Below are 23,783 nucleotides of genomic sequence, written 5' to 3' on the forward strand. Positions count from 1 at the left end.
CGAGTAAAAATGCGCATCATTTATTCCAAACATTAATAACTGTCGCGGGAACGTTTTGATATTGAACATCAGACAAAACCTGGAAATCACCGCCTTTTTTAAATTCCATCCGATATTTTACAAAGTGAGAATTTGTAATATAGAAATAACGCGAGCTCTCTATTTCCCTAAACATCGCCTGAGAATCTTCCGCACTGATATAGGGGTTTGAAGCGATGTCTGACTTCATCTGCGCTGCACCGGTATTTGCGGTGGCCGCATAGGCAGGGTTGGCTATACCATCAAAGTTCCAGAACCCCAATGGCTGACTGAAATTGTCATCCGGTGAGTCATTGAAGTCATACGCGTCCTCAGCATAAAACCCAATTCGCTCCACAAACAGCTGAATGCTATCTACGGAAATCACCAGTTTTCCTTCTGGAAATACGCGGACATTAAAGTTTGCCAGCGCAGCTCGCAACTCATCAGTCTTGTCTATCAGGCCAAATTTAACTGCTCGACTATTGCTGTATCCAAACTCTTCAACCTTCCTGGCGCTCGCAAACTTAAAAGGATAGACACCCGGCGCCGAGCCAAGATACTTATCTTTAATCTTCTTGCTTATATTATTACGACCTGCAGTATTATCCCAAGCAGACTTAAGCTCTTCAATGACAGCTTTCGCAGGTTCAAACTGCATCAACCAGTCCATTTTTACGATAGTGTCATTCACGTAGGCGATGTCAGCAAGAGCAATATGGTCTTTGACCTCTTTACTCATCGCACCATCGGCGGTTGGCCATGGCGCGCCATCAAACCAGTGGCGCATAAGCTTCGCAGCAACTGGCCATTTCATCTTATCCATCGCATCAGGTATATCTGTGATTTTGAATTGACGGACAGCTGCAGACTTACCAGTTTGGTTACTGGCCGGCGTCAGACTTGATGCTATTTTCGTATCCGCCATAACAAAATCCTTTTATCCAATTACGACTTCAGATTGCTGTTCAATAGTCAACTCATAGGACTCCGCTATAGAGGACGAGATTTTTTGCGTCTTCCCGTCGGCTCCCGTGACCCCACTGATAACTTTCCCCGAGGCTGTTTTGAAGCTGTATGCCACTCCCGCCAGTGGCTTCCCAGAGTCCTGACAATTGATCACGTAGTGCTCGTTGAACGGCCATTTGATCTCCACCGGCAACGGCGGCACAAACGGTGCCGGCGTATGCGAATTGCCAATAATCACCGTGCCGGATCCAGCCGTAACCTTGTTGCCATGGGTCCCCACCGAATCAACCGTCGCGGCAGGCTTGCCGTTGATCAACACAGTGGTCGCCAAACCGCCCGACATCGCACCACCACACGCCGACGCATCGCCTTGGCGGGCGGCCGCGAGGCCGTCGAAGAATACGTCGCCGGAACCGGCGGCGATCGGGTTGGTGCCGTGGCCGGGGAGCGGGCAAGCGGTGGGGTCGGATACGCGTGCTGCGGGTTTGCCAGACATCGGGGATCTCCTTAGGTGACCTTGACTTGACCGCTGCCATCCAGGCGCGCGGAAAAACTGACCTGACGCTTGAACCCCTCGACTTCCAGCAGGCCTTCGATACTGAAGGCCAGGCGAAGTTGATCGTGGTCACGCGGCAGGGAAATGACACGCACATTGCTCAGGCGTGGCTCGTAGGCTTCGATGAAGTTTTCGATAGCCAGACGTGCCTGACTCAGGGAGTCGTGCAGGCTCAGACGCATGTCATTGAGATCGGGCAACCCGTAGTCGGCCAGCGTTTGCACGCTGCCGGCCCGGGTGCTGAGCATTTTGGCCAGATGGGCAGCCACTGACGCCATGGCACAAGCCTCAAGGCTGTTGCCCTTGCGTAGTTGTGCGTCGCCGTTGAGGCGTTCGAACAGGCTGCCGTATCCGTCCATGAGTCGCTCTTACTCTTTGTCCAGCTTGCCAACCAGCGACAGGGTGAAATCGGCACCCATGTACTTGAAGTGCGGACGCACGTTCAAGCTCACGCGGTACCAGCCCGGCTCGCCTTCAACGTCGCTGACGATCACTTGCGCAGCGCGCAGCGGACGACGGCCACGCACTTCGGCGCTCGGGTTTTCCTGGTCGGCAACGTACTGACGGATCCACTTGTTCAGTTCCAGCTCGAGGTCGGTACGCTCTTTCCACGAACCGAGTTGCTCGCGCTGCAGCACTTTCAAGTAGTGAGCCAGGCGGTTGACGATCATCATGTACGGCAGTTGGGTGCCGAGCTTGTAGTTCAGCTCTGCCGCCTTGCCTTCTGCGCTGATGCCGAAGAACTTCGGCTTCTGCACCGAGCTTGCGGAGAAGAACGCCGCGTTGTCGGAGCCTTTGCGCATGGTCAGGGAGATGAAGCCTTCCTCGGCCAGTTCGTATTCACGACGGTCGGAAACCAATACTTCGGTTGGGATCTTGGTTTCGATTTCGCCCATGCTTTCGAAGTGGTGCAACGGCAGGTCTTCAACCGCGCCACCGCTCTGCGGGCCGATGATGTTCGGGCACCAGCGGAATTTGGCGAAGCTGTCGGTCAGCTTGGTGCCGAAGGCGTAAGCGGTGTTGCCCCACAGGTAGTGCTCGTGGCTGTTGGCAACGGTTTCCTTGTACACGAACGATTTCACCGGGTTTTCTTCCGGATCGTACGGGTTACGCAGCAGGAAACGCGGCACGGTCAGACCAACGTAGCGCGAGTCTTCCGAAGTACGGAAGCTCTGCCATTTGGCGAATTGCGGGCCTTCGAAGTGGTCTTTCAGATCTTTCAGATCCGGCAGGCCGGTGAAGCTTTCCAGACCGAAGAATTTCGGCCCGGCGGCAGCGATGAACGGCGCGTGGGACATGCACGAAACGCTGGCCACGTACTGCATCAGCTTGACGTCTGGCGAGCTTGGCGACATGTAGTAGTTGGCGATGATCGCGCCCACCGGCTGACCACCGAACTGGCCGTATTCAGCGGTGTAGATGTGCTTGTACAGGCCCGACTGCATGACTTCCGGCGAATCTTCGAAATCGTCCAGCAGGTCTTCTTTGGAGACGTTGAGGATTTCGATCTTGATGTTTTCGCGGAAGTTGGTGCGGTCGACCAGCAACTGCAGACCACGCCACGACGATTCCAGCGCCTGGAAATCCGGGTGGTGCAGGATCTCGTCCATCTGACGGCTGAGCTTGGCATCGATCTCGGCGATCATGCGGTCAACCATGGCTTTCTTGACCGGCTCACCGTTGTTCTGCGGCTTGAGCAGCTCTTCGATGAACGCCGACACGCCACGCTTGGCGATGTCGTAGGCTTCGTCGTCCGGAGTCAGACGGGTTTCGGCGATGATGCTGTCGAGAATGCTGTATTCGCCGCTGGCGGCGCTCTTCTCTTGTGCTGCGCTAGTGCTCATTGTGTTGGCTTCCTTGGCTACTGGAGTCTCAGGCGTCCGGGGCTGCGGCGTTCAGGCCCAGCTCACCGAGTACGCGACCGCGGGATTCGTCGTCGGCGAGCACGCCTTCGATCGCTTTACGGAACGCAGGTGCGTTACCCAGCGGGCCTTTGAGGGCCACCAGCGCATCGCGCAGTTCCATCAGTTTTTTCAGCTCAGGCACTTGCTCGACCAGGCTGGCCGGGTTGAAGTCCTTCATCGAATTGACGCGCAATTGCACGGCCAGCTCTTCAGCCTCGCCATCTTCCTGCAGACGGTTCGGCACGCTCAGCGTCAGACCCAGCTCTTGCTTGGCCAACACTTCGTCGAAGGTCATCTTGTCGATGCTGATCGGCTTGCGATCTTCGATTTTGCGATCGTCCTTGCGGTGGGTGTAGTCACCGATTGCCAGCAGCTTCAGCGGCAGTTCAATCTCTTCCTGAGCTCCGCCGGTGGCGGGTTTGAAGGTGACGTTGATGCGTTCCTTGGGGGCTACCGAGCCTTCTTTGGCCATGGCTTTTCTCCTTGCGGTTGTGGCCCTGGGGCCTATTCGAGTACCACTTCGAGGTCGAGGTGGCACAGCCTGCGATAAATCTCTTCCTTGCTTTCACGTACGGCGTGGTTCTGCGGCAACAACTCGCAGCAACTGTGCAGCAGGTGCAGCACTTGCAATGCAAGATCGGGCTCCCAGGCGTGCAGGCCTGAGTCCTGTAATGTCTGATCGAGGGTTTCGAGCTGGTTCTTGGCCAGTTCGTATTTCTTGGCCAGGAAACACAGCCGCGCGAGGGTGAACTGCCAGAAGAAGCGTTCGCGGCCACCGTGGGCCGATTGCAGACCCTGCTTGAGAATCTGCACGGCCGGCTTCAAGCCTTCCTTGCGCAGAATCGGCTGGACTTCCTCGAGGGCTTTTTCCCAGGCCGGCTGGGTTTCGACGTTCTCGCTTTCGACCTTGCGCGGCGCGCTGGCGCTTTGCAGGTGCGGCATGACATTGGCGGCGATCCACGCCCGGGTGGACGGATCGGCAAACGGCGCGCCGTCATGGAAGCGCAACTCGATGATGCCCGGCAGGCGCTGAATCAAAAGCGCGAAGTGGATTTCCACTTCGCGCATGGCCAGCTCGGCGTTGAGGTTCTGGAGACATTCCCAGACCATCCTCTGGCCATCGAACCAGAACGGCGCCTTCGCCAGGCTCGCCTCCAGTTCCACCAGCAGGTCGGCGTATTTGCCCTGATCGAAACGGTCCTGATAGAGCTTGAGCTTTTCCAGCGGCAGACCGCGCAGCACGGTGATCTGCTCGGCGTTGCGCTCGGGCACTGCGTCGATGGTCATCCACAACAGCGTGCGATTGAGGCGCAGGGCACGCAGATCGGTAGCCTTCTGCTTGAGCCACCAGGCACACAACGGCCGGGCGCTGTCCTGCTGGGCGCGCAGGGCTTTGTGCGCATCCCGCTCGTTGTCGATCGGTGCGCCAGGAGTGAGCAGCTGGGTCGCGGCCTGCTTGACCTGCGCCACCGCCGCGCCCACCACGCCGGGCGCCGGCTGGTTGTCGGCGGCACGCTGGATCATGGTTTTCAGGCGGCGGGAGATCGGCAGCAGCAGTGGCGCGTCATCGCCCAGATGTTCAGTGCACGCGGCCTCAAGACCGGCCAGGTGCTCAGAGAGCTGCCGGAACATCGGCAACTGCTCTTTGATCGCAATGTTTTCGGTGATGACCTGCTCGAGACGCGGCACCAGCCAGCCGATCGCGGCGGCACGGGTGCGGGGTTTGAGCGGGTGGACGTCGGCCCAGTTGTTTTCCGACAGATGGTGCAGCAGACCGAGGCCGGCAAGCAGCCCGGGGAAGGATTCGCGCTGGTACAGCGACCACGTCAGCCAGGCGCCGACACGCAGATCCTTGGATTGGGTACGCAGCAGATTTTCACTGTTTTCGCGGATTTTCAGCCAGTCGATCTGCCCGCTTTCGTGCATCGACGAAGCCTTGGCCAGCTCACTTTCCAGCGCCTCGAACTCGCTCGAAAAACGAACGTCTTCGCCCGCGAAATTCTCTTTGGAAACAGAGACTTTTGCGAGTTCGAGGTAATGGGCGGAAAGTTTGCTTGAGTAGGACATCCATGGCCTTTATTAAGGATTACAGTCATGCGCGCGAATGGAGTTTCAGCAACGCGGGACAGTATCGAAGAGCAGTTCAGCGACTCATCCAATTGAGATGTGCTCTTTCAAGTGGGCGCATCGTAATCACTATGATGGCCACTAGCAAGCATCTGATTAAACAACAAGACGAACTGTTCATTGCGATCTGTAGGAGATCGCCCTATATGTCGCAGGGGTTTCCCTGATGCCGTTTATAAATCAGCGCATTTTCCCGGCTCCCGCCAAACCATTGTCCCAGAGCCTCGGCCGCAGCCGGGCGAGTTTACCTGACGCCCGCACCCTCGAGCGGCGTGCAGCATGCCAAATTCAAAAAAAAATAGAAGTAGGACACTTCCTAAAATGACCGGGTTCCATCGAGAAGTTTGCAGCGACAACGATCAATGCAAAAAGTGCCACTATAATGATGGCATTTCATTATTCTGAAACTTTACTCCCCCGGCAAATACTGGCACTTCGATAGTTATCCGAGCCGCGTCCTACAGACACTTCTCGCATCCCAACCAAGACTTCCACACCGGAATACTCTGACAAATTTCAGGGATACTTCTTACATCAATTAGTTTGCCGCGCCGCTAGCTTGCCTTGGCAACTTTTCATGCGCGGCGATCAGGGAGGACGGTATCGCGCGTTGACTCACTTTGCTTAAGGACAAGCCCATGTTCGGCAAAGGCCACTGCGCGCCATTCTCACTGCATATCCCGGCCATTCGTCACGACTTCAAGGTGCTCGCGTTCACTGGCACCGAAGCGATCAGTCAGCTGTACGCATTTCGCATCGAGCTGGTGAGCGAGTACGCGGATTTCGATCTGGAAAGCCTGCTCAGCCAGCCTGCTTTTCTGCAATTCGGGTTAGCGGGCGAAGGCATTCACGGGCGGATCGAAAATGTCATGCTCGGCGAATCGGGAAAGCGCCTGACCCGCTATGAGCTGTCACTGGTACCGGCGCTGCATTATCTGCAAATGAGCCACGACCAGCGGATTTTTCAGCAACTGACAGTGCCGCAGATCATCGCGCAAGTCCTCAAAGGCCATGGCATCCAGGCCGATGACTTCACGTTCAATGTCGCCGCCGGTGAGCCTCGTGAGTACTGCACGCAATACGGCGAAAGCGACTTCCTGTTCATTCAGCGTCTGTGCGCCGAAGAGGGTATTGCCTGGCACCACCAGCATTCGCTCGACAGGCACTTGCTGGTGTTCAGCGACAGCCCGGTGTTCGCGCGCAAATTGGGTACGACAGCCTTTCGGGTGGATAGCGGCATGGTCGCCGAACACCCGGTGGTCAACCACCTGAGCATGGGCTTCAACACCCGTACCAGCACGGTCACCCGCCGCGACTATGACCTCATGCGCCCAAGCCTGCTGCTGGAAAGCCGCTTCACCGCCGAGTTCACGCCGGCTCTGGAGGACTATCGCTATCCACTGCTGATCAAGTCCGAGAAGCACGGCAAACAGCTGGCGCGTCAGGCCTTGGAGCGCCATCGCAGCGACTATCAATGGATTGAAGGCAAAAGCAATCAGCCGATTTTGCGCAGCGGTCACCTGTTCAAGCTGAGCGAACATCCCAGGGCCGACTGCAACGAGTTGTGGCTGTTGGTCAGTCTCAGTCACGAAGGCAAGCAACCGGCAGTACTCGAAGAGGCTTTCAGCAGCGAGGCGAATCCTGCCGATGGTTTTTCCCAGGGCTACCGCAATACCTTCAGGGCCATTCCCGCAGAGGTGGTTTACCGTCCGCCTTTGCCCGCGCCAAGACCCTTGCTGGTCTGCCAGACCGCGCGCGTTACCGGGCCTCCCGGAGAGGAGATCTTCTGTGATGAATACGGCAGGGTTCGTGTCGAGTTTCCCTGGGATCGCGCTGAACGCAACAGCGAAAAAAGCAGCTGCTGGTTACGCGTAGCGTCCAGTTGGGCAGGTGACGGATTCGGTGCGGTGACCATTCCCCGGGTCGACATGGAAGTGGTCGTGACCTTCCAGGAAGGCGACCCGGACCAACCGCTGATTACCGGCTGCGTCGCCAACAAGGTCAATGCCGTCGCCCATCCCTTGTCGGCGAGTAAAACCCGCACGGTATTACGCAGCCAGAGCTCACCGCGCAATGGCGGCTACAACGAACTGTCGATCGAGGATCGCGCCGGGCAGGAGAAGATCTACCTGCGCGCGCAGCGCGACCTCGAGCAACTGATCCTCAACGACAGCCGCAGCCTGATCACTCGCGACCGCCATGAGCATGTCGGCAATGACAGCACCAGTCTCATCGAGGGCAAGGATTCGCGCACTCATCAAGGACTGCGCAGCACAGTAATCAACGCCGATGACTTGTTGCAGGTCAGCGGTACCAGCAGCCAGACCCTGGGCGCTCTGGTGATCCAGGCCGGCCAGCAGGCGCATGTCACGGCAAGCAACGTGGTGATCGATGCCGGCATGAGCCTGACGCTGTCAGCGGGCGGTCATCACATCGTGATCAATGCCGGCGGGATTTTCAGCAGCGTGCCCATCGTTCAGGGCGGCGCGCCACTGCCGGCTCTCGCACCGCTACAACCGCTGCAAGTTGAGGCCGGCCTGCCAGCTGCGATCAACGCCACGCCGCTGTCGATCGTCAACAGCGCCCGCCAGCAGGCAGCGGATTTTTGCCCGCTGTGCGAAGCCTGCGCAGCGGGTCTGTGCGAGCTGGGAGAAGTCGCATGAGCCCGGTCGAACAATGGTTGCACGCTCAGTCCCGCGCCGGCTGCGATCTGTATCTGATGCTCGACACCGACGGCCACAGCGCAGAGCACGCTGCGTTGACCCGCGACCTCGGCACCGAGCGGTTTCGTCCGCTCTACACCGGCACGCCGGCCGAGTCGCTGGTGCCGACCGGCCCGCTGCTGTTGCAGATCGATACGGCGCAGCATCCCGCGATCCAGACCTTGCTCGCCACGCCCGAGCGCAATTGGGGCTGGCTGGCCAGTGCCCGTCACGTCGAACTTGATCTGCTGGCGGCGCATTGGCGCGATCGCCTGATAACCGGCGAACGTCCGAATCAGGCGGTGTACCGCGTGCATGACAACCGGGTTCTGGGACGTGCGCTGGCGCACCTGCAACCCGAGCACCGCGCGGCGTTTCTCGGGCCATTCAACAGCGTTTGCTATTGGCACGCAGAACGATGGAACGCCATCGACAACCCGGACCCCGGCCACCACCCGCTGCCGATGGATCCGCCGTGGCTGCACACGCCGACCCCGGAACTGATCTACGCCAACGTGCTGTTCGACAACACCCGCCGTTACCTGGTCGGCGAACACACCGAAGCCATGGCCGAGCTGGCCGAACAACTGGACGTCGATGAATGGTTGTGGGGCCTGATTCAACTGACGCACCTGTGGGGCTGGCAACAACCGGAGCACGTGCATTTCTTGCTGACCCGCAGTTTGCAGTTACCGGGATATCGGCCAGGCAAATCATGGCTGCCCAAACCCGGTGAAGATCCGGCGATGCATTTTGAGCGGGTATATCAGGAAGCGTTGTATTGGCAGGGAGAGGTAGGTCGATGAGGAACTTGAAACGAGGGTTGCTGCTGAGTGGTTGCCTGGGATTGCTGGTGGGTTGTACGACGGTGAAGACCCCGAACACCTTTATGTTTGTTCCGGATTTTCCACCTGGATTCAAGTACGACCTGACGGCCACCTATGTTCCGGCCAAGGGCCAAACATGCACCGTGCCTGGCGGGAGAAACACTCAGCTGGGATACAACAAAACCAATATGAAGTACCAAGGGACTTCCGAGATCCCGCTGTACAGAACCGTAAGCGAATGTCCGCTGGCGCTGAATTACATCGAGATCAAGGTCATCGGTATTTATGGTTCAGGGCGAAGCAACTTCAGCTATGACTACGCCTCGATTGCTGTACGTCCGGAGTTGCTGGAACGACAGATGGGTAGTTTCAGAGATGACGAGACAGCTGAGTTCTTTGGTGAGTGCATGTGGTCTTTTCGCACGGTGGGCCCGAAGCGTTATCTGATCAAACTGCTGACCTGCAAAAAAATGGATGCACAGGGCAATGTCGGGCGGAGCCGTCCTTTCACGGCGTACACGCTGACTCAGCTTTCTGGAAAAACGGTGACTCTGAAAATCCAATTATCTGAGCGGGAAAAGCCCGCTTTTGGTGACACGTGGGTAAAAGTGCCCGGCGGATGGAAGCGCTGCATGGGGAAAGCCTTTGAGGATCAGGATGCGTTCTGTTTCGGCAATTACAAAGACTTCAGCACATTCAGGATGGTAGACGAGCGCATCTGCACTATTTACCCCGATTGCACTGAAAACAAGGATCAGACCCCATGAGCATTGAGCCGACAGATTCCGGCATTGCGGCCTTTATGCAAGGCAACATCCACGCCTGCCCAAGACGCGGACAAGCCACAAGTTTTCAATTGGTGGACGAGTTCGGTGATGGCAAACCCTACGCCGGTTTGACCTACGAAGCCGTCGATTACGAAGATATTGTTTATACCGGCAAACTGGATTCCTCGGGCTCCGGAAAAGTTCTTGATCATTACTGCGGTCCCGTAACCCTGAAGCTCAGTCAGTTTTATCAGGGTAAAGAGGAAGTATATGCGCGACTGAAGGAACGACCGCACTACCCTCTCCCCATCACCGAACTCCAAGTCCGCGCCGAAAAAACCCGCTTCTTCCACAAAACAGGCACTCGCACCCAGGCCAACCCCGCCAAGGACCTGTCCGAAACCGATGCGTACTGCCAGGTCGAAGTCAGTGAACTGGTAAAATACATCGCCCACTTGCCGCCGCTGGCTGCTCGTCGCGACGCTCCGAAGAGGGCGGCGCACAAGCTCATGCGCCCCGCTGCGAAGTCCAGAGACTTCACGGTCGTCGATAAAACTTCTGCGGATGGCGGACTGCACACCATCTTGAGTGCGGCGGAGATGGCCACCGTCGAGTTGGGGTTTTCCCCGCCGCCGCCCAAGGGCGTCGCACTGCTGCCGAACAAACACCATGTGCTGGAAGTACGGCCGATGAGAGCGCTACGGCCAATGCTGTCGACAGGCGACGCGTTCTGCGCGCTCAACCTTTATCAGCTGTCGGTGATGGCGACGCTGAGCTACACCGATTTCGGACAGGAACCCAACACTCAACCGGTGCAGACCGACACGGTAAGCTTTCCGCTACAGCCCAGCAGCGGCAACTGGTTCGGCCACGCGCTGCCGCAGTTCGATGAGTTGTGGAAGGTCGATGACTCACAATCGCAGAAATACTATCCACTGTATGAAGACGTGCCGTATTCGAAACGCCTGGAAGTGGTGCCGTTTGACCCGAATCTTTACCCCGAAGTGAATGACCCCGCGTTAGGGAATCAACAAGAACACCCCGCCAGACTGCATTTTTTCGATGATCGCAAACAGGTCGAAAGCACGGACACTCAGGCTTTCATCTGCCACCACGACGAACTGATCCTGATCAGCGTACGCGGTACCAGTGAGATCTGGCCCGACGGCCGGCGTGACGGCGATGCCTATCAGGTTCCCTTTGCCGAAGGCGAAGGCAAAGTGCACCGCGGTTTCTACGGTGGCGCTTTGGCGGCTTATCCATTTATCGTGACTTATCTGGAAAAATTCTACAGCGGGCAAAAGCTGCTGATCACGGGTCACAGTCTGGGCGGTGCAGTTGCACTGATCCTGTCCGAGATGCTGAGACGCAACCTGGAGTTCTCCCCGCAAATCGTGCTCTACACCTACGGCGCCCCCCGTGCCGGCGACACCACCTTCATCGAAAGCGCCAGATCGCTGGTGCATCACCGCATCGTCAATCAGAACGATCCGGTACCGAGCGTGCCGGCGACCTGGATGAACACCTTTGCCAAGCCTGGGCCGATGTACGCAACCAACGCCGTGGTGCTGGGCTTCAACCCGGTCGCCGGCCTCGGCCTGCTGATCTGGGGAATCATCAATTTCTTTGGCGACGACTATGGGCATCACGGTGCTTTGCGCCATTTCATGCCCGTTGAGTTCGACAAGGACCACCGATCCTCCCTTCTCTGGGAGCCGGGTTGCAGCACGATCGTCGATCACGGCTGCGCCAAGGCCCTGCGCGCTACCAACGGCTTGCCCGAACGCGGATCGTTTCTGCGGCAGTTGTTCGACCGGGGTCACCACTCAATGGTCGGCAGCTACATCCCCGGCTGCTGGGCCAGCTTGCGCCGTTGGCAGGAAGCACTGCAGCTCAAGCGTTCGCTGGTGACCAATCGCGAATTCGAGTGGATCAGCAGCGCGCTGGAGAATATTCAGCAACAGCTGCGGGCCGTTAAGCGCGATCTGCAAAACAACCACCGTTCTTACGTGCGAGAGCAGGAGCGCGCGCACAAGACGCTGATGCTCAATCAGGAAATAGACAAGATCAGCATGACCAAAGCCCGCCTGACAGCGCTGCGCAGTCAACGGGTCACTGAGACCGACGTTTACGGCAGCTATGCCGACCAGCCCGAATGGGTCGAGGAAGGTCTGCTGCGCTGGAACGCCCACCCTGAAAACCTGGTTCAGGAGCAACTGGCGATGATCCCGCCAGCCGCTGAAGACCACGACGCCGCTATCGCCGCGATGACCGGTGGGCATGCAGTTGGCGCGCCGTTTCAGCTGGATATTGATTCGATTGTGTAGCGCCTGAACAACGGGCGGGCAAAACATGGCTGTGCCAGAATCCAACGCTCGAAAATGCGCTCCCTCTACTACAACTGCCAAGGAGCTTCATTTCATGGAACTGAAACCACTGTTTTTCGCCGCACTGATGTGGCTGCCCGCCTCCCAAGCGTCAGCGGACACCCCACAGCTGGAAGGCCATTACTACCTGACCGGCGCAATGGAAATGGGCGCCGAGTTGCTGTTGCGAAACGACGGCACCTTTGATGCCGGTGTGGCGTATGGCAGCGCCGATGGCTTTGCCAAAGGCACCTGGAAAGTCGAGAACCAGACAGTACTGCTGGAAAGCAAAACCAAGCCTGCCTCCAACAGCGATCTGGGCGGACTGTTCCAGGACCTGCAACTGGCGATCGAGCCAAACTGCCTGGCCGTGGATTTCGGCAACGGCAAGGCCTGCTTCCGACGCCAGTAAGCCAACAGACAGCCACAAAAAATGGGCACCCGACCGCAATCGGTGTGCCCATTTTTCATTTGCGGTTCTCCCCGTCATTCAGGGGAGCACGCCGCCATCAAGGATTGACGCTGTCTTTCAACGATTTGCCTGGCTTGAACGCCACGGTGTTGCTGGCCTTGATCTTGACCGGTTCGCCGGTCTGCGGGTTTTTGCCGGTGCGGGCGCCGCGGTGGCGTTGCAGGAAGGTGCCGAAGCCGACCAGCGTCACGCTGTCCTTGCGGTGCAGGGCGCCGGTGATTTCTTCGAGGACGGCGTTGAGGACGCGATTGGCCTGTTCTTTGGTCAGGTCTGCCTTTTCGGCGATTGCAGCGGCGAGTTCTGGTTTACGCATTAGTGAAGCCCCTTTGACGGTTTTTTGTTGTTATGTCCGTGCTGTTCTCGTTGGAACAGCGCCCAAGGCGCCGCAGGCTCTACTCTGCGGCAGACGGGAGTGAGAATGGCACGCCGCCAACGGCGGCGCCAGTCTCCCCAAGACCTTTGTCGGGGCAAAAGAGCGGTGTTTGCGACAGAACGACCGGCATTTACGCCAGCAACGGCGGCAGTTGTTTGTTGAGGGCCAGTTTTTCCATGACTGCCCCGCCGGTCAGGGCGTATCCGAGTAACTGACCGTCGGCACTGTGGCACAGCGCTTTGATGTCGGCGCCCTGCCCTTCGACGCTCCAAATGCCTTCGCTGCCCCGTGGCGGCGGCGAAACCACCAGCGGGCACACCGGGGTTTTCACGGTGATCGGCATCGGCCCATAGCTGACCGCGGTCGGGTTTCCGGCGAGGGTTTGCGCCAACGCGCGCGCGCAACTCATTAGCGGCATCACGTAAAGCAGGTTGAGCCCGTCGACTTCGGCGCAATCGCCCAAGGCGTAAATGTTGGCGTGAGAGGTCTTCAGGTAACGATCGACCATCACGCCGCGATTGATCTGCACGCCGGCAGCCGCTGCCAGATCGATGCGCGGGCGCAGACCGATCGCCGAGACCACCACATCGCACGGGATGATCTGACCGTCGGACAGGTGCGCTTCCAGGCCATCGACTACTTGCTCAAGGCGGGTCAGCACCGGGCCGAGGTGAAACTTCGCCCCGATACTTTCCAGCCCGGCCTGCACGGCCGCCGCAGCGGCAGGATGCAAAAGCATTGGCATGACTTGTTCGCACGGCGCGACCAGTTGCACTTCGTAGCCGCCGAGAATCAGGTCATTGGCAAATTCACAGCCGATCAGCCCGGCGCCGAGCAACAACACCCGACGCTTGCCCGCGGCTGCGGCACGAAAGCGCGCGTAGTCTTCCAGATCGTTGATCGGAAATACCAGTTCCGCGCCGTCGCCTTCGATCGGCACGCGCACGGTTTCCGCGCCCCAGGCCAGGATCAGATCACGATAAGGCACGGCTTCTTCACCGATCCACAAGCGTTTGTGGCCGGCGTCGATGCCGCTGATGCGCGTGTGGGTGCGCACTTCGGCCTTCAACTGCTCGGCCATGGCGCCGGGTTCGGCCATGCTCAGGCCGTCGGCGTCCTTGTTCTTGCCGAAGCCGGTGGAGAGCATCGGCTTGGAGTAAGAGCGGCCGTCATCGGCGGTGATCAGCAGCAGCGGGGTTTCGCTGTCGAGCTTGCGAAACTCGCGGGCCAGGTTGTAGCCCGCAAGCCCGGTGCCGATGATGACGACTGGTGCGCTCATGCCTTACTCCTCTATTTGCTTAGTTGATTTCAATCATTTCGAAGTCCATTTTGCCGACGCCGCAGTCGGGACACAGCCAGTCTGCCGGTACGTCTTCCCAGCGGGTGCCCGGCGCGATGTCGTCATCCGGCCAACCCTCGGCTTCGTTATAGATCAGGCCACAGACGATACATTGCCACTTCTTCATTCAGGTACTTCCTCAGGGTTCAGGCGTAGTGCCGGCGCGGACGGTCGATGGGTGTTGCGCTGCCATCCTGCTCAGGGCGTTTTGTACTGAGGGTGCCGCGCAGATGCAAGCCTGTTCGGCGCAACGGCGGCCGGCGCCGCTCAATCCTGTCGCCTGCCATGGTAAGCTCGCCGCCTCATTTGCGGCCAATAATGACTCATTGTGCAACATTCAAATGCCTGCCCCGCCCCGCTCTGGCTGACCCAAGACCGCCTGACGCCCCGCCCCGATCCGTTGACCCTGGACTGGTTGTTCGACGAAGGTTCGCTGACCCGCCGTTTGACCCGTTTGTCCGAGGATGGCTTCAGCGTGTCGCCGTTGTTCGAAGGCTGGGACACCCTGCGCGCTGATGAATGCGCGGCGCTGGATCTGGCCGAGGGCAGCGAAGGCTGGGTGCGTGAGGTGTATTTGCGTGGTCATGGCGAAGCCTGGGTGTTTGCCCGCAGCGTCGCCTCGCGCGCCGCCCTGCAAGGTGATGGTTTACACATGGATGAGCTGGGCAGCCGCTCGCTGGGCGAATTGCTGTTTTGCGATCGGGCATTTCAACGCCGCGCCATTGAAGTCTGCCACTACCCTGAACAATGGTTGCCGCCAGCGGTGCAAGCCCCTGAATTGTGGGGCCGGCGTTCGCGTTTCGACCGTGGTGCGCTGAGCGTGCTGGTCGCGGAAATCTTCCTGCCGAGCCTGTGGGACGCCGCCCGCGCCCATCCGGAGAACTGCTGATGTATCAAAGCCTGCTCAAGTCCCTCAACCGTCTGAACCCGCGCGCCTGGGATTTCGTTCAGTTGACGCGCATGGACAAGCCGATCGGCATTTACCTGCTGCTGTGGCCGACATTGTGGGCATTGTGGATTGCCGGCAAGGGCTCGCCGTCGCTGGCCAACGTGGTGATTTTTGTTCTTGGCGTAGTGCTGACCCGTGCCGGCGGCTGCGTGATCAACGACTGGGCCGACCGCAAGGTCGACGGCCACGTCAAACGCACCGCGCAACGGCCGCTGGCCAGCGGCCGGATCAGCTCGAAGGAAGCGCTGGTGTTCTTTGCCGTGCTGATGGGGATCAGTTTTCTGCTGGTGCTGTGCACCAACGCACCGACGATCTGGCTGTCGCTGGGTGGTCTGGCGCTGGCGTTCACTTATCCGTTCATGAAGCGCTACACCTACTACCCGCAAGTGGTGCTGGGCGCGGCGTTCTCCTGGGGCATGCCGATGGCCTTTACCGCCGAGACCGGCGAGTTGCCAGCGGCGGCGTGGCTGCTGTGGATTGCCAACCTGCTGTGGACGGTGGGCTACGACACTTACTACGCGATGACCGATCGTGATGACGATCTGAAGATCGGCGTGAAATCCACGGCGATTCTGTTTGGCGAGGCAGATCGGGTGATCATCCTCAGCTTGCAGGCATTGTCGCTGGCCTGCCTGATCCTGGCCGGATCGAAGTTCGAACTGGGGATCTGGTTCCACCTCGGCTTGCTGGTAGCTGCGGGATGTTATGCGTGGGAGTTCTGGTACACACGCAGCAAGGACCGCATGCGTTGTTTCCAGGCGTTTTTGCACAACCACTGGGCAGGGTTGGCGATATTTGTCGGGATCGTGCTGGATTACGCACTGCGCTAATGCATGACACCTGTGGGAGCGAGCCTGCTCGCGAAGGCGTCATGTCAGTCACCTCTGCGATAACTGACACATCGTTTTCGCGAGCAGGCTCGCTCCCAAAGCGTCTGGGTTGCATCTATTTGGCCTTGGCGACTTTCCACGCGCCGTCCATTTTGCCGTCGCCGGTCATGTCGCCGGCCTTCTTGTCCATCACGAAGGTGTACAACGGCATGCCCTGGTAGGCCCACTGCATCGTGCCGTCGTCACGCTTGATCACCGTCCAGTCGCCCATGGATTTGTCACCCGCCTGCGCCATCAACGGCGGCCAGTTTGCCGCGCACTTGTCGTTACACGCGGACTTGCCAGCGGAGTCCTTGGCGAAGGTGTACAGGGTCATGCCCTTGTGGTCGGTGTACATGCCGTCCTTCTCCATCGCCGGATCGGCCGCCATGGCCAGCCCCGGCAATGTCAGGGCGGCGGCCATCAGCAGGGCTTTGAACGAAGCAGTCATCTGAGTCATGGAAACCTTCTTTTGTGGTTGTCAGGATTCGGACTTAGAGCTTAGTCGAGGATGGGTGCAAATGTTGCGGGCCTGAAATACTGTCACACGACTGCAATAATTCCGTTATCTAATGCGGCGCAAGACAGTTAAATGACAAGAGGATTAAGGCATGGTTGGCAGGAGCATTCTGATCGTCGACGACGAAGCGCCCATTCGCGAGATGATCGCCGTGGCGTTGGAAATGGCCGGCTATGACTGCCTCGAGGCAGAGAACTCGCAGCAGGCTCACGCCATTATTGTCGACCGCAAACCGGACCTGATCCTGCTCGACTGGATGCTGCCCGGCACCTCGGGCATCGAACTGGCACGGCGCCTCAAGCGTGACGAGCTGACCGGGGACATCCCGATCATCATGCTCACCGCCAAGGGCGAAGAGGACAACAAGATCCAGGGCCTGGAAGTCGGCGCCGACGACTACATCACCAAACCGTTTTCCCCGCGTGAACTGGTCGCCCGCCTCAAGGCTGTGCTGCGCCGCGCCGGACCGACCGATGGCGAAGCGCCGATCGAAGTCGGCGGCCTGCTGCTCGACCCGATCAGCCACCGCGTGACCATCGACGGCAAACCCGCCGAGATGGGCCCGACCGAATACCGCCTGCTGCAATTTTTCATGACCCATCAGGAACGCGCCTACACCCGTGGCCAGTTGCTTGACCAGGTCTGGGGTGGCAACGTCTACGTCGAAGAGCGCACCGTCGACGTGCACATCCGGCGCCTGCGCAAGGCCCTCGGCGACGCCTACGAAAATCTGGTACAAACCGTGCGCGGCACCGGTTATCGGTTCTCCACAAAAGCGTAAAAGCAGCTGCAAGTTTCCAGCTACAAGCGGCAAGTGAAAGCCGATCCGTTTTAGCTTGGAGCTTGCGGCTTGAAACTTGAAGCTGCGGCTAAGGACGCCCCTGTGAATCAAAACTGGCATGGCACCCTGATTCGCCACATGCTGTTGCTGGTCACCGCCTGCCTGGTGATCGGCCTGATCACCGGCTATTACGGCTGGAGCCTCGCGGCGGGTCTGGGCCTATATCTGGCCTGGACGCTCAAGCAATTGCTGCGTCTGCACGAATGGCTGCGCCAGCACCAACCCGACGAAGCGCCGCCCGATGGCTATGGTCTGTGGGGCGAGGTGTTCGACAGCATCTATCACCTGCAACGCCGCGACCAACGGGTGCGCGGGCGTCTGCAAGCGGTGATCGACCGGGTGCAGGAATCCACCGCCGCGCTGAAAGACGCAGTCATCATGCTCGACAGCGACGGCAATCTCGAATGGTGGAACCGCGCCGCCGAAACCCTGCTCGGCCTGAAGACTCCGCAGGACAGCGGCCAACCGGTGACCAACCTGGTGCGCCATCCGCGCTTCAAGGAATACTTCGAGCAGGACAGCTTCGCCGAGCCACTGGAAATCCCTTCGCCGACCAACGATCGCGTGCGCATTCAGCTGTACCTGACCCGCTACGGCAACAATGAACACCTGATGCTGGTCCGCGACGTGACGCGCATCCATCAGCTGGAACAGATGCGCAAGGATTTCATCGCCAACGTCTCCCACGAGCTGCGCACACCGCTCACGGTGATCTGCGGCTATCTGGAAACCCTGCTGGACAATGTCGAAGAAGTGAACCCGCGCTGGAGCCGAGCCCTGCAACAGATGCAACAACAGGGCGGGCGCATGCAGACGCTGCTCAACGATCTGTTGCTGCTGGCCAAGCTGGAAGCCACCGACTATCCGTCGGACAACCAGCCAGTGCAGATCGACACCTTGCTGCAATCGATCACCAGCGATGCGCAGCAGTTGTCCGGGGCGAAGAACCAGCGCATCAGCCTCGAGGCCAATGCCGGAGTGCTGCTCAAGGGCAGCGAAGCGGAGTTGCGCAGCGCGTTCTCCAATCTGGTGTTCAACGCGGTCAAGTACACCCCCGCCGAGGGCAACATCCGCATTCGCTGGTGGGGCGACGATCAGGGCGCGCACCTGAGCGTGCAGGATTCCGGCATCGGTATCGACAGCAAACACCTGCCGCGCCTGACCGAGCGTTTCTACCGCGTCGATTCCAGCCGCAACTCCAACACGGGCGGCACCGGCCTCGGCCTGGCCATCGTCAAGCACGTGCTGCTGCGCCACCGCGCGCGCATGGAGATCAGCAGCGTGCCCGGCCACGGCAGCACGTTCACCTGCCATTTCGCCCCGGCTCAGGTGGCCAGCGCACGGGCGATCAGCGCCGCCGAGTGATGCCGCCCGGCACACGCCACTAGGCAATCGCACGGTCAGCCGCTACATTGGCTGACTTGTGCCTGCCTTTCAGGCGCTGTTTCTCCCTACTTTCGAATCACACGGAACCCGCAAAACTCCATCATGGACCCTTCCCCTGGCTTGTCCCTCGCAACCATTTTTGCCGACTTCGGCATGATTCTTTTTGCTCTGATCCTGGTTTTGCTCAACGGTTTTTTCGTTGCAGCGGAATTCGCCATGGTCAAATTGCGCTCGACCCGGGTCGAGGCCATCGCTGAACAACATGGCTGGCGCGGACATATCCTGCGCACCGTGCACAGTCAGCTCGATGCCTACCTGTCGGCGTGCCAGCTCGGCATCACCCTCGCCTCTCTCGGTCTGGGCTGGGTCGGTGAACCGGCGTTCGCGCATATTCTCGAGCCGCTGCTGAGCGCAGTCGGCGTCGACTCGCCCGAGATCATCAAAGGCGTGTCGTTCTTCACCGCGTTCTTCATCATTTCGTACCTGCACATCGTGGTCGGCGAGCTGGCGCCCAAGTCATGGGCGATCCGCAAACCCGAGCTTTTGTCGCTGTGGACCGCGGTGCCGCTGTACCTGTTCTACTGGGCGATGTACCCGGCGATCTACCTGCTCAACGCCAGCGCCAACGCGATTTTGCGTATCGCCGGGCAAGGTGAACCCGGCCCGCACCATGAACACCATTACAGCCGCGAAGAACTGAAATTGATCCTGCACTCCAGCCGTGGCCAGGATCCGAGCGATCAGGGCATGCGCGTGTTGGCTTCGGCGGTGGAAATGGGCGAGCTGGAAGTGGTCGACTGGGCCAACTCCCGCGAAGACCTGATCACCCTGGAGTTCAACGCGCCGCTGAAGGAAATCCTGGCGATGTTCCGTCGCCACAAGTTCAGCCGTTATCCGGTGTACGACAGCGAGCGCCAGGAGTTCGTCGGCCTGCTGCACATCAAGGATCTGCTGCTGGAACTGGCCGCGCTGGACCACATTCCAGAGTCGTTCAACCTGGCCGAGCTGACCCGCCCGCTGGAGCGCGTGTCGCGGCACATGCCGCTTTCGCAGCTGCTGGAGCAGTTCCGCAAGGGTGGCTCGCACTTCGCCGTGGTCGAAGAGGCTGACGGCAACATCATCGGCTACCTGACCATGGAAGACGTGCTGGAAGTGCTGGTCGGCGACATTCAGGACGAGCACCGCAAGGCAGAGCGCGGCATCCTTGCCTATCAGCCGGGCAAGCTGCTGGTGCGTGGCGATACGCCGTTGTTCAAGGTCGAACGTCTGCTGGGCATCGATCTTGATCACATCGAAGCGGAAACCCTTGCCGGGCTGGTTTACGAAACCCTGAAACGGGTGCCGGAAGAGGAAGAAGTGCTGGAAGTCGAAGGCCTGCGGATCATCATAAAGAAGATGAAAGGGCCGAAGATTGTTCTGGCCAAGGTGTTGATGCTCGATTGATGGGAGTTTGGGGGGCTCTTGTGGCGAGGGGATTTATCCCCGTTGGACGGCGCAGCCGTCCCAAAACCATTGAATGCAGTCAGTTAGTACAGAGTTGCAATATTTGGGGCCGCTTCGCGGCCCAACGGGGATAAATCCCCTCGCCACAAAAACCCTCAACACCCTATCGCGCCTACTGCTTGCCCAACGCAAAGTTGGGCAACGCCCCCAGCGGCTGGTTGAACTGATAGGGAATCGACACCAGCCCCTCTCCGGTATTGCGCTGCACCACGAAGTGCAGGTGCGGGCCGCTGCTGTTGCCGGTGTTGCCCGACAGCGCCAGCGGGCTGCCGACCTTGACCCGCTGGCCTTCGCGCACACTCACCGAACCCTGTTTCAGATGCAGGTACACGCCCATCGTGCCGTCGTCGTGCAGCACCCGGACGAAATTGCCGGAGGCATCGGTACCGCGCCCGCTCTGGGAATTCTCGGTTTTCACCACTACTCCCGCTCGCGCGGCGATGATCGGCGTGCCCACCGGCATGGCGATGTCCATGGCGTAGCGGTTCTTCGGCCCGTAGTGGCTGTATTGGCCGTTGGCGCCCTGACTCAGGCGAAACGGCCCGCCACGCCAGGGCAGCGGATAGCGATAGCTCTGTGCGGTGCCTGCGGGGTCGCCCAGCGAATACTGGAACTGCGGCGAATACACCAGCGGCTGGTCACGGCTGATCGCCGTCAGCAGCGCCAGCCGTGTGTTGCTGCGCGGCGGCAGCACGCGACGGATCGCCCGCGCGGGCACGCCGCGCACATTGCTCGTGCCAATGAAGGCCAGGGCAACCTCGACCGGCGCGTACAAATCGTTGCGCGCAAACACCACGTCGACGCCTTTCTGCTTCTTGATGTCCAGGTACACCTGGCGGTCGAGGCGCTCGACCATACGGTCCTGAAACACGAACACCTTTGCGCCTTTGCTCGGGCGGTCGCTGTACGAGACCACGCCGTTGGCATCGGTGGATTTGTAGATGGTCATGGCCATCGCCAGCTGGGAGGCCAGGCAGAGACCGCAGAAAAACAGCAGGCGCGCGAACATGGGCAAAAGTCTGTCGAAGGAAGGCCTGGGAATCAGCCTAGCAGCTGAGACAGACCAGGCTAGTCGACAGATGTTTCAAATGATCGTCCCCACGCTCTGCGTGGGGATGCAGCCCGGGACGCTCTGCGTCCCCTGCACAGAGGACACGGAGCGTCCGGTTGAGGCATTCCTTTGCTGCGCGTGGGAACGATCAGAGCACGGGAGACAAGTGGTGTTTTGGCTGGCCCCTTCGCGAGCAGGCTCGCTCCCACATTTGGAATGCGTTCCAGGGTGGGAGCGAGCCTGCTCGCGAAGGCGGCCTATCGGGCGACGAAGCTTACGCGCCGGGTACGAAATGCTTCTGCGCCGTGCCCCGGGCGATCAGGCGCGAGATGTAGTCGAGCTTCTGCGCATCCTGGTCGACAAAGCGGAAGGTCAGTTGCAGCCAGTCGCTGTCGGCTTTCTGCTCGTGGGCGACGATGGCGTGCAGGTAACCATTGAGCCGCGCGATCTCGGCGTTGTCGCCCTGCTCCAGATCGAGCACGGCGCTGTCGAGGATCTGCGGCAGGGTTTCGGTGCGCTTCACCACCAGCAGGGCTTCCTTGATGCTCAAGGCCTTGATCACGCATTGCTGAGTACCGCTCGGCAGGCGCAACTGGCCCTGACCACGACCGCCCACCGGCGCCTTGGATGCACCGGGCGCCTGAACTGGCGGGCTGTTGAGCAAACCGCGCGACGGCGCAGCGGCTGGAGCGGGTGCAGCAGCGGCAGGCCTGGCCGCAGCGCCGCCGACCACGGCAGGCTTGCCGCCGGTCAGTGCGCTCAGGGAATCGTTGCCGAATGCCGAATTCATCTTGGTCGGCGCGCTGTTCATCAAGGTGTCGAGCTTGCCGACCTTGTTCAGTGCCTGCTTGACCTTGGTCAGCAGCTGCTCGTTGGTGAACGGCTTGCTGACGTAGCCGGAAACGCCGGCCTGAATCGCCTGCACGACGTTTTCCTTGTCGCCACGGCTGGTGACCATGACGAACGGCATGGTCTTGAGGTTGTCCTGCTCGCGGCACCAGGTCAGCAGTTCGAGGCCGGACATTTCCGGCATTTCCCAGTCGCACAGCACCAGGTCGAAAGCCTCTTTGGCCAGCATCGCCTGGGCCTTTTTGCCGTTGATGGCGTCCTCGGTGCGGATCCCCGGGAAGTAATTACGCAGGCACTTTTTCACCAGGTCACGAATGAACGAAGCATCGTCCACGACCAACACACTGATCTTGCTCATCCAACACCCCTATTAAAATCCCGGCAAGCATAACGCTGGCTGATGGCACATTGCCAAAACTCTTCAGTCACGCCGGGACTTTTCGTTCGCGGGTGCTGCTTTTAATACGAATCCGCTTCTGAAAAGCAGAAACAAAAACGCCCGGCCAGAGGGCCGGGCGCTTTTCTCAGGCAATCTTACTTATCGTCAGCTTCGCCCGGAACATTAGCGGTTTCAGCGCTTGTGCCTTCAACTTCTTCCTTCATGCGCTTGAGGCCCATGTGGCGCACGTCGGTGCCGCGCACCAGGTAGATCACCAGTTCGGAGATGTTGCGCGCATGATCGCCGATGCGCTCCAGTGAACGCAGAACCCAGATGATGCTCAGCACCCGCGAGATAGAGCGCGGGTCTTCCATCATGTAAGTGGCCAGCTCACGCAGGGCGGTTTTGTATTCGCGGTCGATGATCTTGTCGTACTGCGCCACCGACAAGGCCAGATCGGCGTCAAAACGCGCGAAGGCGTCCAGCGCATCGCGCACCATGTTGCGTACCTGGTCGCCAATGTGACGAACCTCGACGTAACCGCGCGGCGCTTCGCCTTCTTCGCACAGCTGGATGGCACGACGGGCGATCTTGGTGGCTTCGTCGCCGATACGCTCGAGGTCGATCACCGATTTGGAAATGCTGATGATCAAACGCAGGTCAGAGGCTGCCGGCTGACGACGGGCGAGAATGCGCAGGCATTCTTCGTCGATGTTGCGTTCCATCTGGTTGATCTGGTCGTCGATCTCACGGACCTGCTGAGCCAGGCCGGAGTCGGCCTCGATCAGCGCCGTGACCGCGTCGTTGACCTGCTTCTCGACCAGCCCGCCCATGGCAAGGAGGTGACTGCGCACTTCCTCCAGTTCAGCGTTGAACTGCGCGGAAATGTGATGGGTAAGGCCTTCTTTGGAAATCATTGTTCGCTCCGCGAAAGTTGCAAGCTTCAAGCTGCAAGCTTCAAGCAGTTATGTATAAGTCCTGATATCGCACCAATTCTTTCTTGCCGCTTGAAGCTT

General features: G+C 59.4%; 23 protein-coding genes. 10 read left to right on the plus strand and 13 right to left on the minus strand.

Annotated features, from left to right (window positions below; genetic code table 11):
* Positions 1-16: 16 nt before the first annotated feature.
* The 6 genes from AB4N73_RS21220 to tssA are packed head-to-tail and all read right to left on the minus strand — an operon-like array spanning position 17 to position 5,514.
* Positions 17-946, minus strand: coding sequence for a DUF6402 family protein (locus tag AB4N73_RS21220; protein ID WP_256807599.1), 930 nt, complete (start codon positions 944-946; stop codon positions 17-19).
* A 12-nt stretch (positions 947-958) separates the two neighbouring features.
* Positions 959-1,483 carry a PAAR domain-containing protein gene (locus AB4N73_RS21225; protein WP_122087903.1) on the minus strand — a complete coding sequence of 175 codons (525 nt, stop codon included), beginning with the start codon at positions 1,481-1,483 and terminating at the stop codon, positions 959-961.
* Positions 1,484-1,494: 11 nt separating this feature from the next.
* Positions 1,495-1,902 carry a type VI secretion system baseplate subunit TssE gene (gene tssE / locus AB4N73_RS21230; RefSeq protein WP_007920274.1) on the minus strand — a complete coding sequence of 136 codons (408 nt, stop codon included), beginning with the start codon at positions 1,900-1,902 and terminating at the stop codon, positions 1,495-1,497.
* Positions 1,903-1,911: 9 nt separating this feature from the next.
* Positions 1,912-3,387 (minus strand): type VI secretion system contractile sheath large subunit, encoded by a 1,476-nt coding sequence (tssC, locus tag AB4N73_RS21235; protein WP_016772499.1) that lies wholly within the window; start codon positions 3,385-3,387, stop codon positions 1,912-1,914.
* Positions 3,388-3,415: 28 nt separating this feature from the next.
* The gene (gene tssB, locus AB4N73_RS21240; protein WP_016772498.1) at positions 3,416-3,919 is read right to left on the minus strand and encodes a type VI secretion system contractile sheath small subunit; all 504 of its coding nucleotides are present in this window, start codon (positions 3,917-3,919) and stop codon (positions 3,416-3,418) included.
* Between the two features lie 32 nt (positions 3,920-3,951).
* Positions 3,952-5,514: a type VI secretion system protein TssA gene (gene tssA / locus AB4N73_RS21245; protein WP_056790892.1), complete on the minus strand. Its 1,563-nt coding sequence runs from the start codon at positions 5,512-5,514 to the stop codon at positions 3,952-3,954.
* A gap of 698 nt (positions 5,515-6,212) precedes the next feature.
* Between tssA and tssI the strand changes: the two genes are divergently transcribed.
* The 5 genes from tssI to AB4N73_RS21270 all read left to right on the plus strand — a co-directional run bounded on the left by tssI (position 6,213) and on the right by AB4N73_RS21270 (position 12,648).
* Positions 6,213-8,237, plus strand: coding sequence for a type VI secretion system tip protein TssI/VgrG (tssI, locus tag AB4N73_RS21250; RefSeq protein ID WP_460142514.1), 2,025 nt, complete (start codon positions 6,213-6,215; stop codon positions 8,235-8,237).
* Positions 8,234-9,082, plus strand: coding sequence for a DUF4123 domain-containing protein (locus tag AB4N73_RS21255; protein WP_095181220.1), 849 nt, complete (start codon positions 8,234-8,236; stop codon positions 9,080-9,082). Before tssI ends, AB4N73_RS21255 begins: the two co-directional genes overlap by 4 nt.
* Positions 9,079-9,870 (plus strand): hypothetical protein, encoded by a 792-nt coding sequence (locus AB4N73_RS21260; RefSeq protein WP_095181219.1) that lies wholly within the window; start codon positions 9,079-9,081, stop codon positions 9,868-9,870. Before AB4N73_RS21255 ends, AB4N73_RS21260 begins: the two co-directional genes overlap by 4 nt.
* Positions 9,867-12,197 carry a lipase family protein gene (locus AB4N73_RS21265; RefSeq protein WP_305381790.1) on the plus strand — a complete coding sequence of 777 codons (2,331 nt, stop codon included), beginning with the start codon at positions 9,867-9,869 and terminating at the stop codon, positions 12,195-12,197. The genes AB4N73_RS21260 and AB4N73_RS21265 overlap by 4 nt, the downstream gene beginning before the upstream one ends.
* Positions 12,198-12,291: 94 nt before the next feature.
* On the plus strand, positions 12,292-12,648 hold the full coding sequence (locus AB4N73_RS21270) for a hypothetical protein (protein WP_150637178.1): 357 nt from the start codon (positions 12,292-12,294) through the stop codon (positions 12,646-12,648).
* 97 nt (positions 12,649-12,745) lie between these two features.
* Here AB4N73_RS21270 and AB4N73_RS21275 read toward each other — a convergent pair whose 3' ends face one another.
* The 3 genes from AB4N73_RS21275 to AB4N73_RS21285 all read right to left on the minus strand — a co-directional run bounded on the left by AB4N73_RS21275 (position 12,746) and on the right by AB4N73_RS21285 (position 14,547).
* A complete protein-coding gene (locus tag AB4N73_RS21275; RefSeq protein WP_003213368.1) occupies positions 12,746-13,021 on the minus strand; it encodes an HU family DNA-binding protein in 276 nt (91 codons plus the stop codon).
* Positions 13,022-13,211: 190 nt separating this feature from the next.
* Complete coding sequence (locus AB4N73_RS21280; protein WP_095181216.1) at positions 13,212-14,360, minus strand: NAD(P)/FAD-dependent oxidoreductase; 1,149 nt, start codon at positions 14,358-14,360, stop codon at positions 13,212-13,214.
* 19 nt (positions 14,361-14,379) lie between these two features.
* Positions 14,380-14,547, minus strand: coding sequence for a rubredoxin (locus AB4N73_RS21285; RefSeq protein WP_305381791.1), 168 nt, complete (start codon positions 14,545-14,547; stop codon positions 14,380-14,382).
* Positions 14,548-14,748: 201 nt separating this feature from the next.
* On the opposite strand from AB4N73_RS21285, the gene AB4N73_RS21290 reads away from it, so the two are divergent.
* Together AB4N73_RS21290 and ubiA are read left to right on the plus strand one after the other, a co-directional pair.
* Positions 14,749-15,309, plus strand: a complete 561-nt coding sequence (locus tag AB4N73_RS21290; protein WP_076564594.1) for a chorismate--pyruvate lyase family protein — start codon at positions 14,749-14,751, stop codon at positions 15,307-15,309.
* The gene (gene ubiA / locus AB4N73_RS21295) at positions 15,309-16,199 is read left to right on the plus strand and encodes a 4-hydroxybenzoate octaprenyltransferase (protein ID WP_353187235.1); all 891 of its coding nucleotides are present in this window, start codon (positions 15,309-15,311) and stop codon (positions 16,197-16,199) included. Before AB4N73_RS21290 ends, ubiA begins: the two co-directional genes overlap by 1 nt.
* Before the next feature lie 115 nt (positions 16,200-16,314).
* On the opposite strand, the gene AB4N73_RS21300 is transcribed toward ubiA, so the two are convergent.
* Complete coding sequence (locus AB4N73_RS21300) at positions 16,315-16,698, minus strand: COG4315 family predicted lipoprotein (protein WP_252877130.1); 384 nt, start codon at positions 16,696-16,698, stop codon at positions 16,315-16,317.
* Between the two features lie 151 nt (positions 16,699-16,849).
* On the opposite strand from AB4N73_RS21300, the gene phoB reads away from it, so the two are divergent.
* The 3 genes from phoB (at position 16,850) to AB4N73_RS21315 (ending at position 20,428) form a co-directional block, all read left to right on the plus strand.
* The gene (phoB, locus tag AB4N73_RS21305; protein ID WP_007896474.1) at positions 16,850-17,539 is read left to right on the plus strand and encodes a phosphate regulon transcriptional regulator PhoB; all 690 of its coding nucleotides are present in this window, start codon (positions 16,850-16,852) and stop codon (positions 17,537-17,539) included.
* 138 nt (positions 17,540-17,677) lie between these two features.
* Positions 17,678-18,964, plus strand: a complete 1,287-nt coding sequence (gene phoR, locus AB4N73_RS21310; protein ID WP_231991049.1) for a phosphate regulon sensor histidine kinase PhoR — start codon at positions 17,678-17,680, stop codon at positions 18,962-18,964.
* Between the two features lie 123 nt (positions 18,965-19,087).
* Positions 19,088-20,428 carry a hemolysin family protein gene (locus tag AB4N73_RS21315; RefSeq protein ID WP_016772486.1) on the plus strand — a complete coding sequence of 447 codons (1,341 nt, stop codon included), beginning with the start codon at positions 19,088-19,090 and terminating at the stop codon, positions 20,426-20,428.
* Between the two features lie 172 nt (positions 20,429-20,600).
* Here the strand turns inward: AB4N73_RS21315 and AB4N73_RS21320 are convergent, their stop codons facing one another.
* The 3 genes from AB4N73_RS21320 to phoU form a co-directional block, all read right to left on the minus strand.
* The gene (locus AB4N73_RS21320) at positions 20,601-21,497 is read right to left on the minus strand and encodes a peptidoglycan DD-metalloendopeptidase family protein (protein WP_150742875.1); all 897 of its coding nucleotides are present in this window, start codon (positions 21,495-21,497) and stop codon (positions 20,601-20,603) included.
* A gap of 316 nt (positions 21,498-21,813) precedes the next feature.
* Positions 21,814-22,746, minus strand: coding sequence for a response regulator (locus tag AB4N73_RS21325; RefSeq protein ID WP_041476598.1), 933 nt, complete (start codon positions 22,744-22,746; stop codon positions 21,814-21,816).
* 176 nt (positions 22,747-22,922) lie between these two features.
* Positions 22,923-23,684, minus strand: a complete 762-nt coding sequence (phoU, locus tag AB4N73_RS21330) for a phosphate signaling complex protein PhoU (protein WP_016772483.1) — start codon at positions 23,682-23,684, stop codon at positions 22,923-22,925.
* Between the last annotated feature and the right edge of the window lie 99 nt (positions 23,685-23,783).

The sequence above is a fragment of the Pseudomonas sp. S3_B08 genome, from assembly GCF_054667725.1.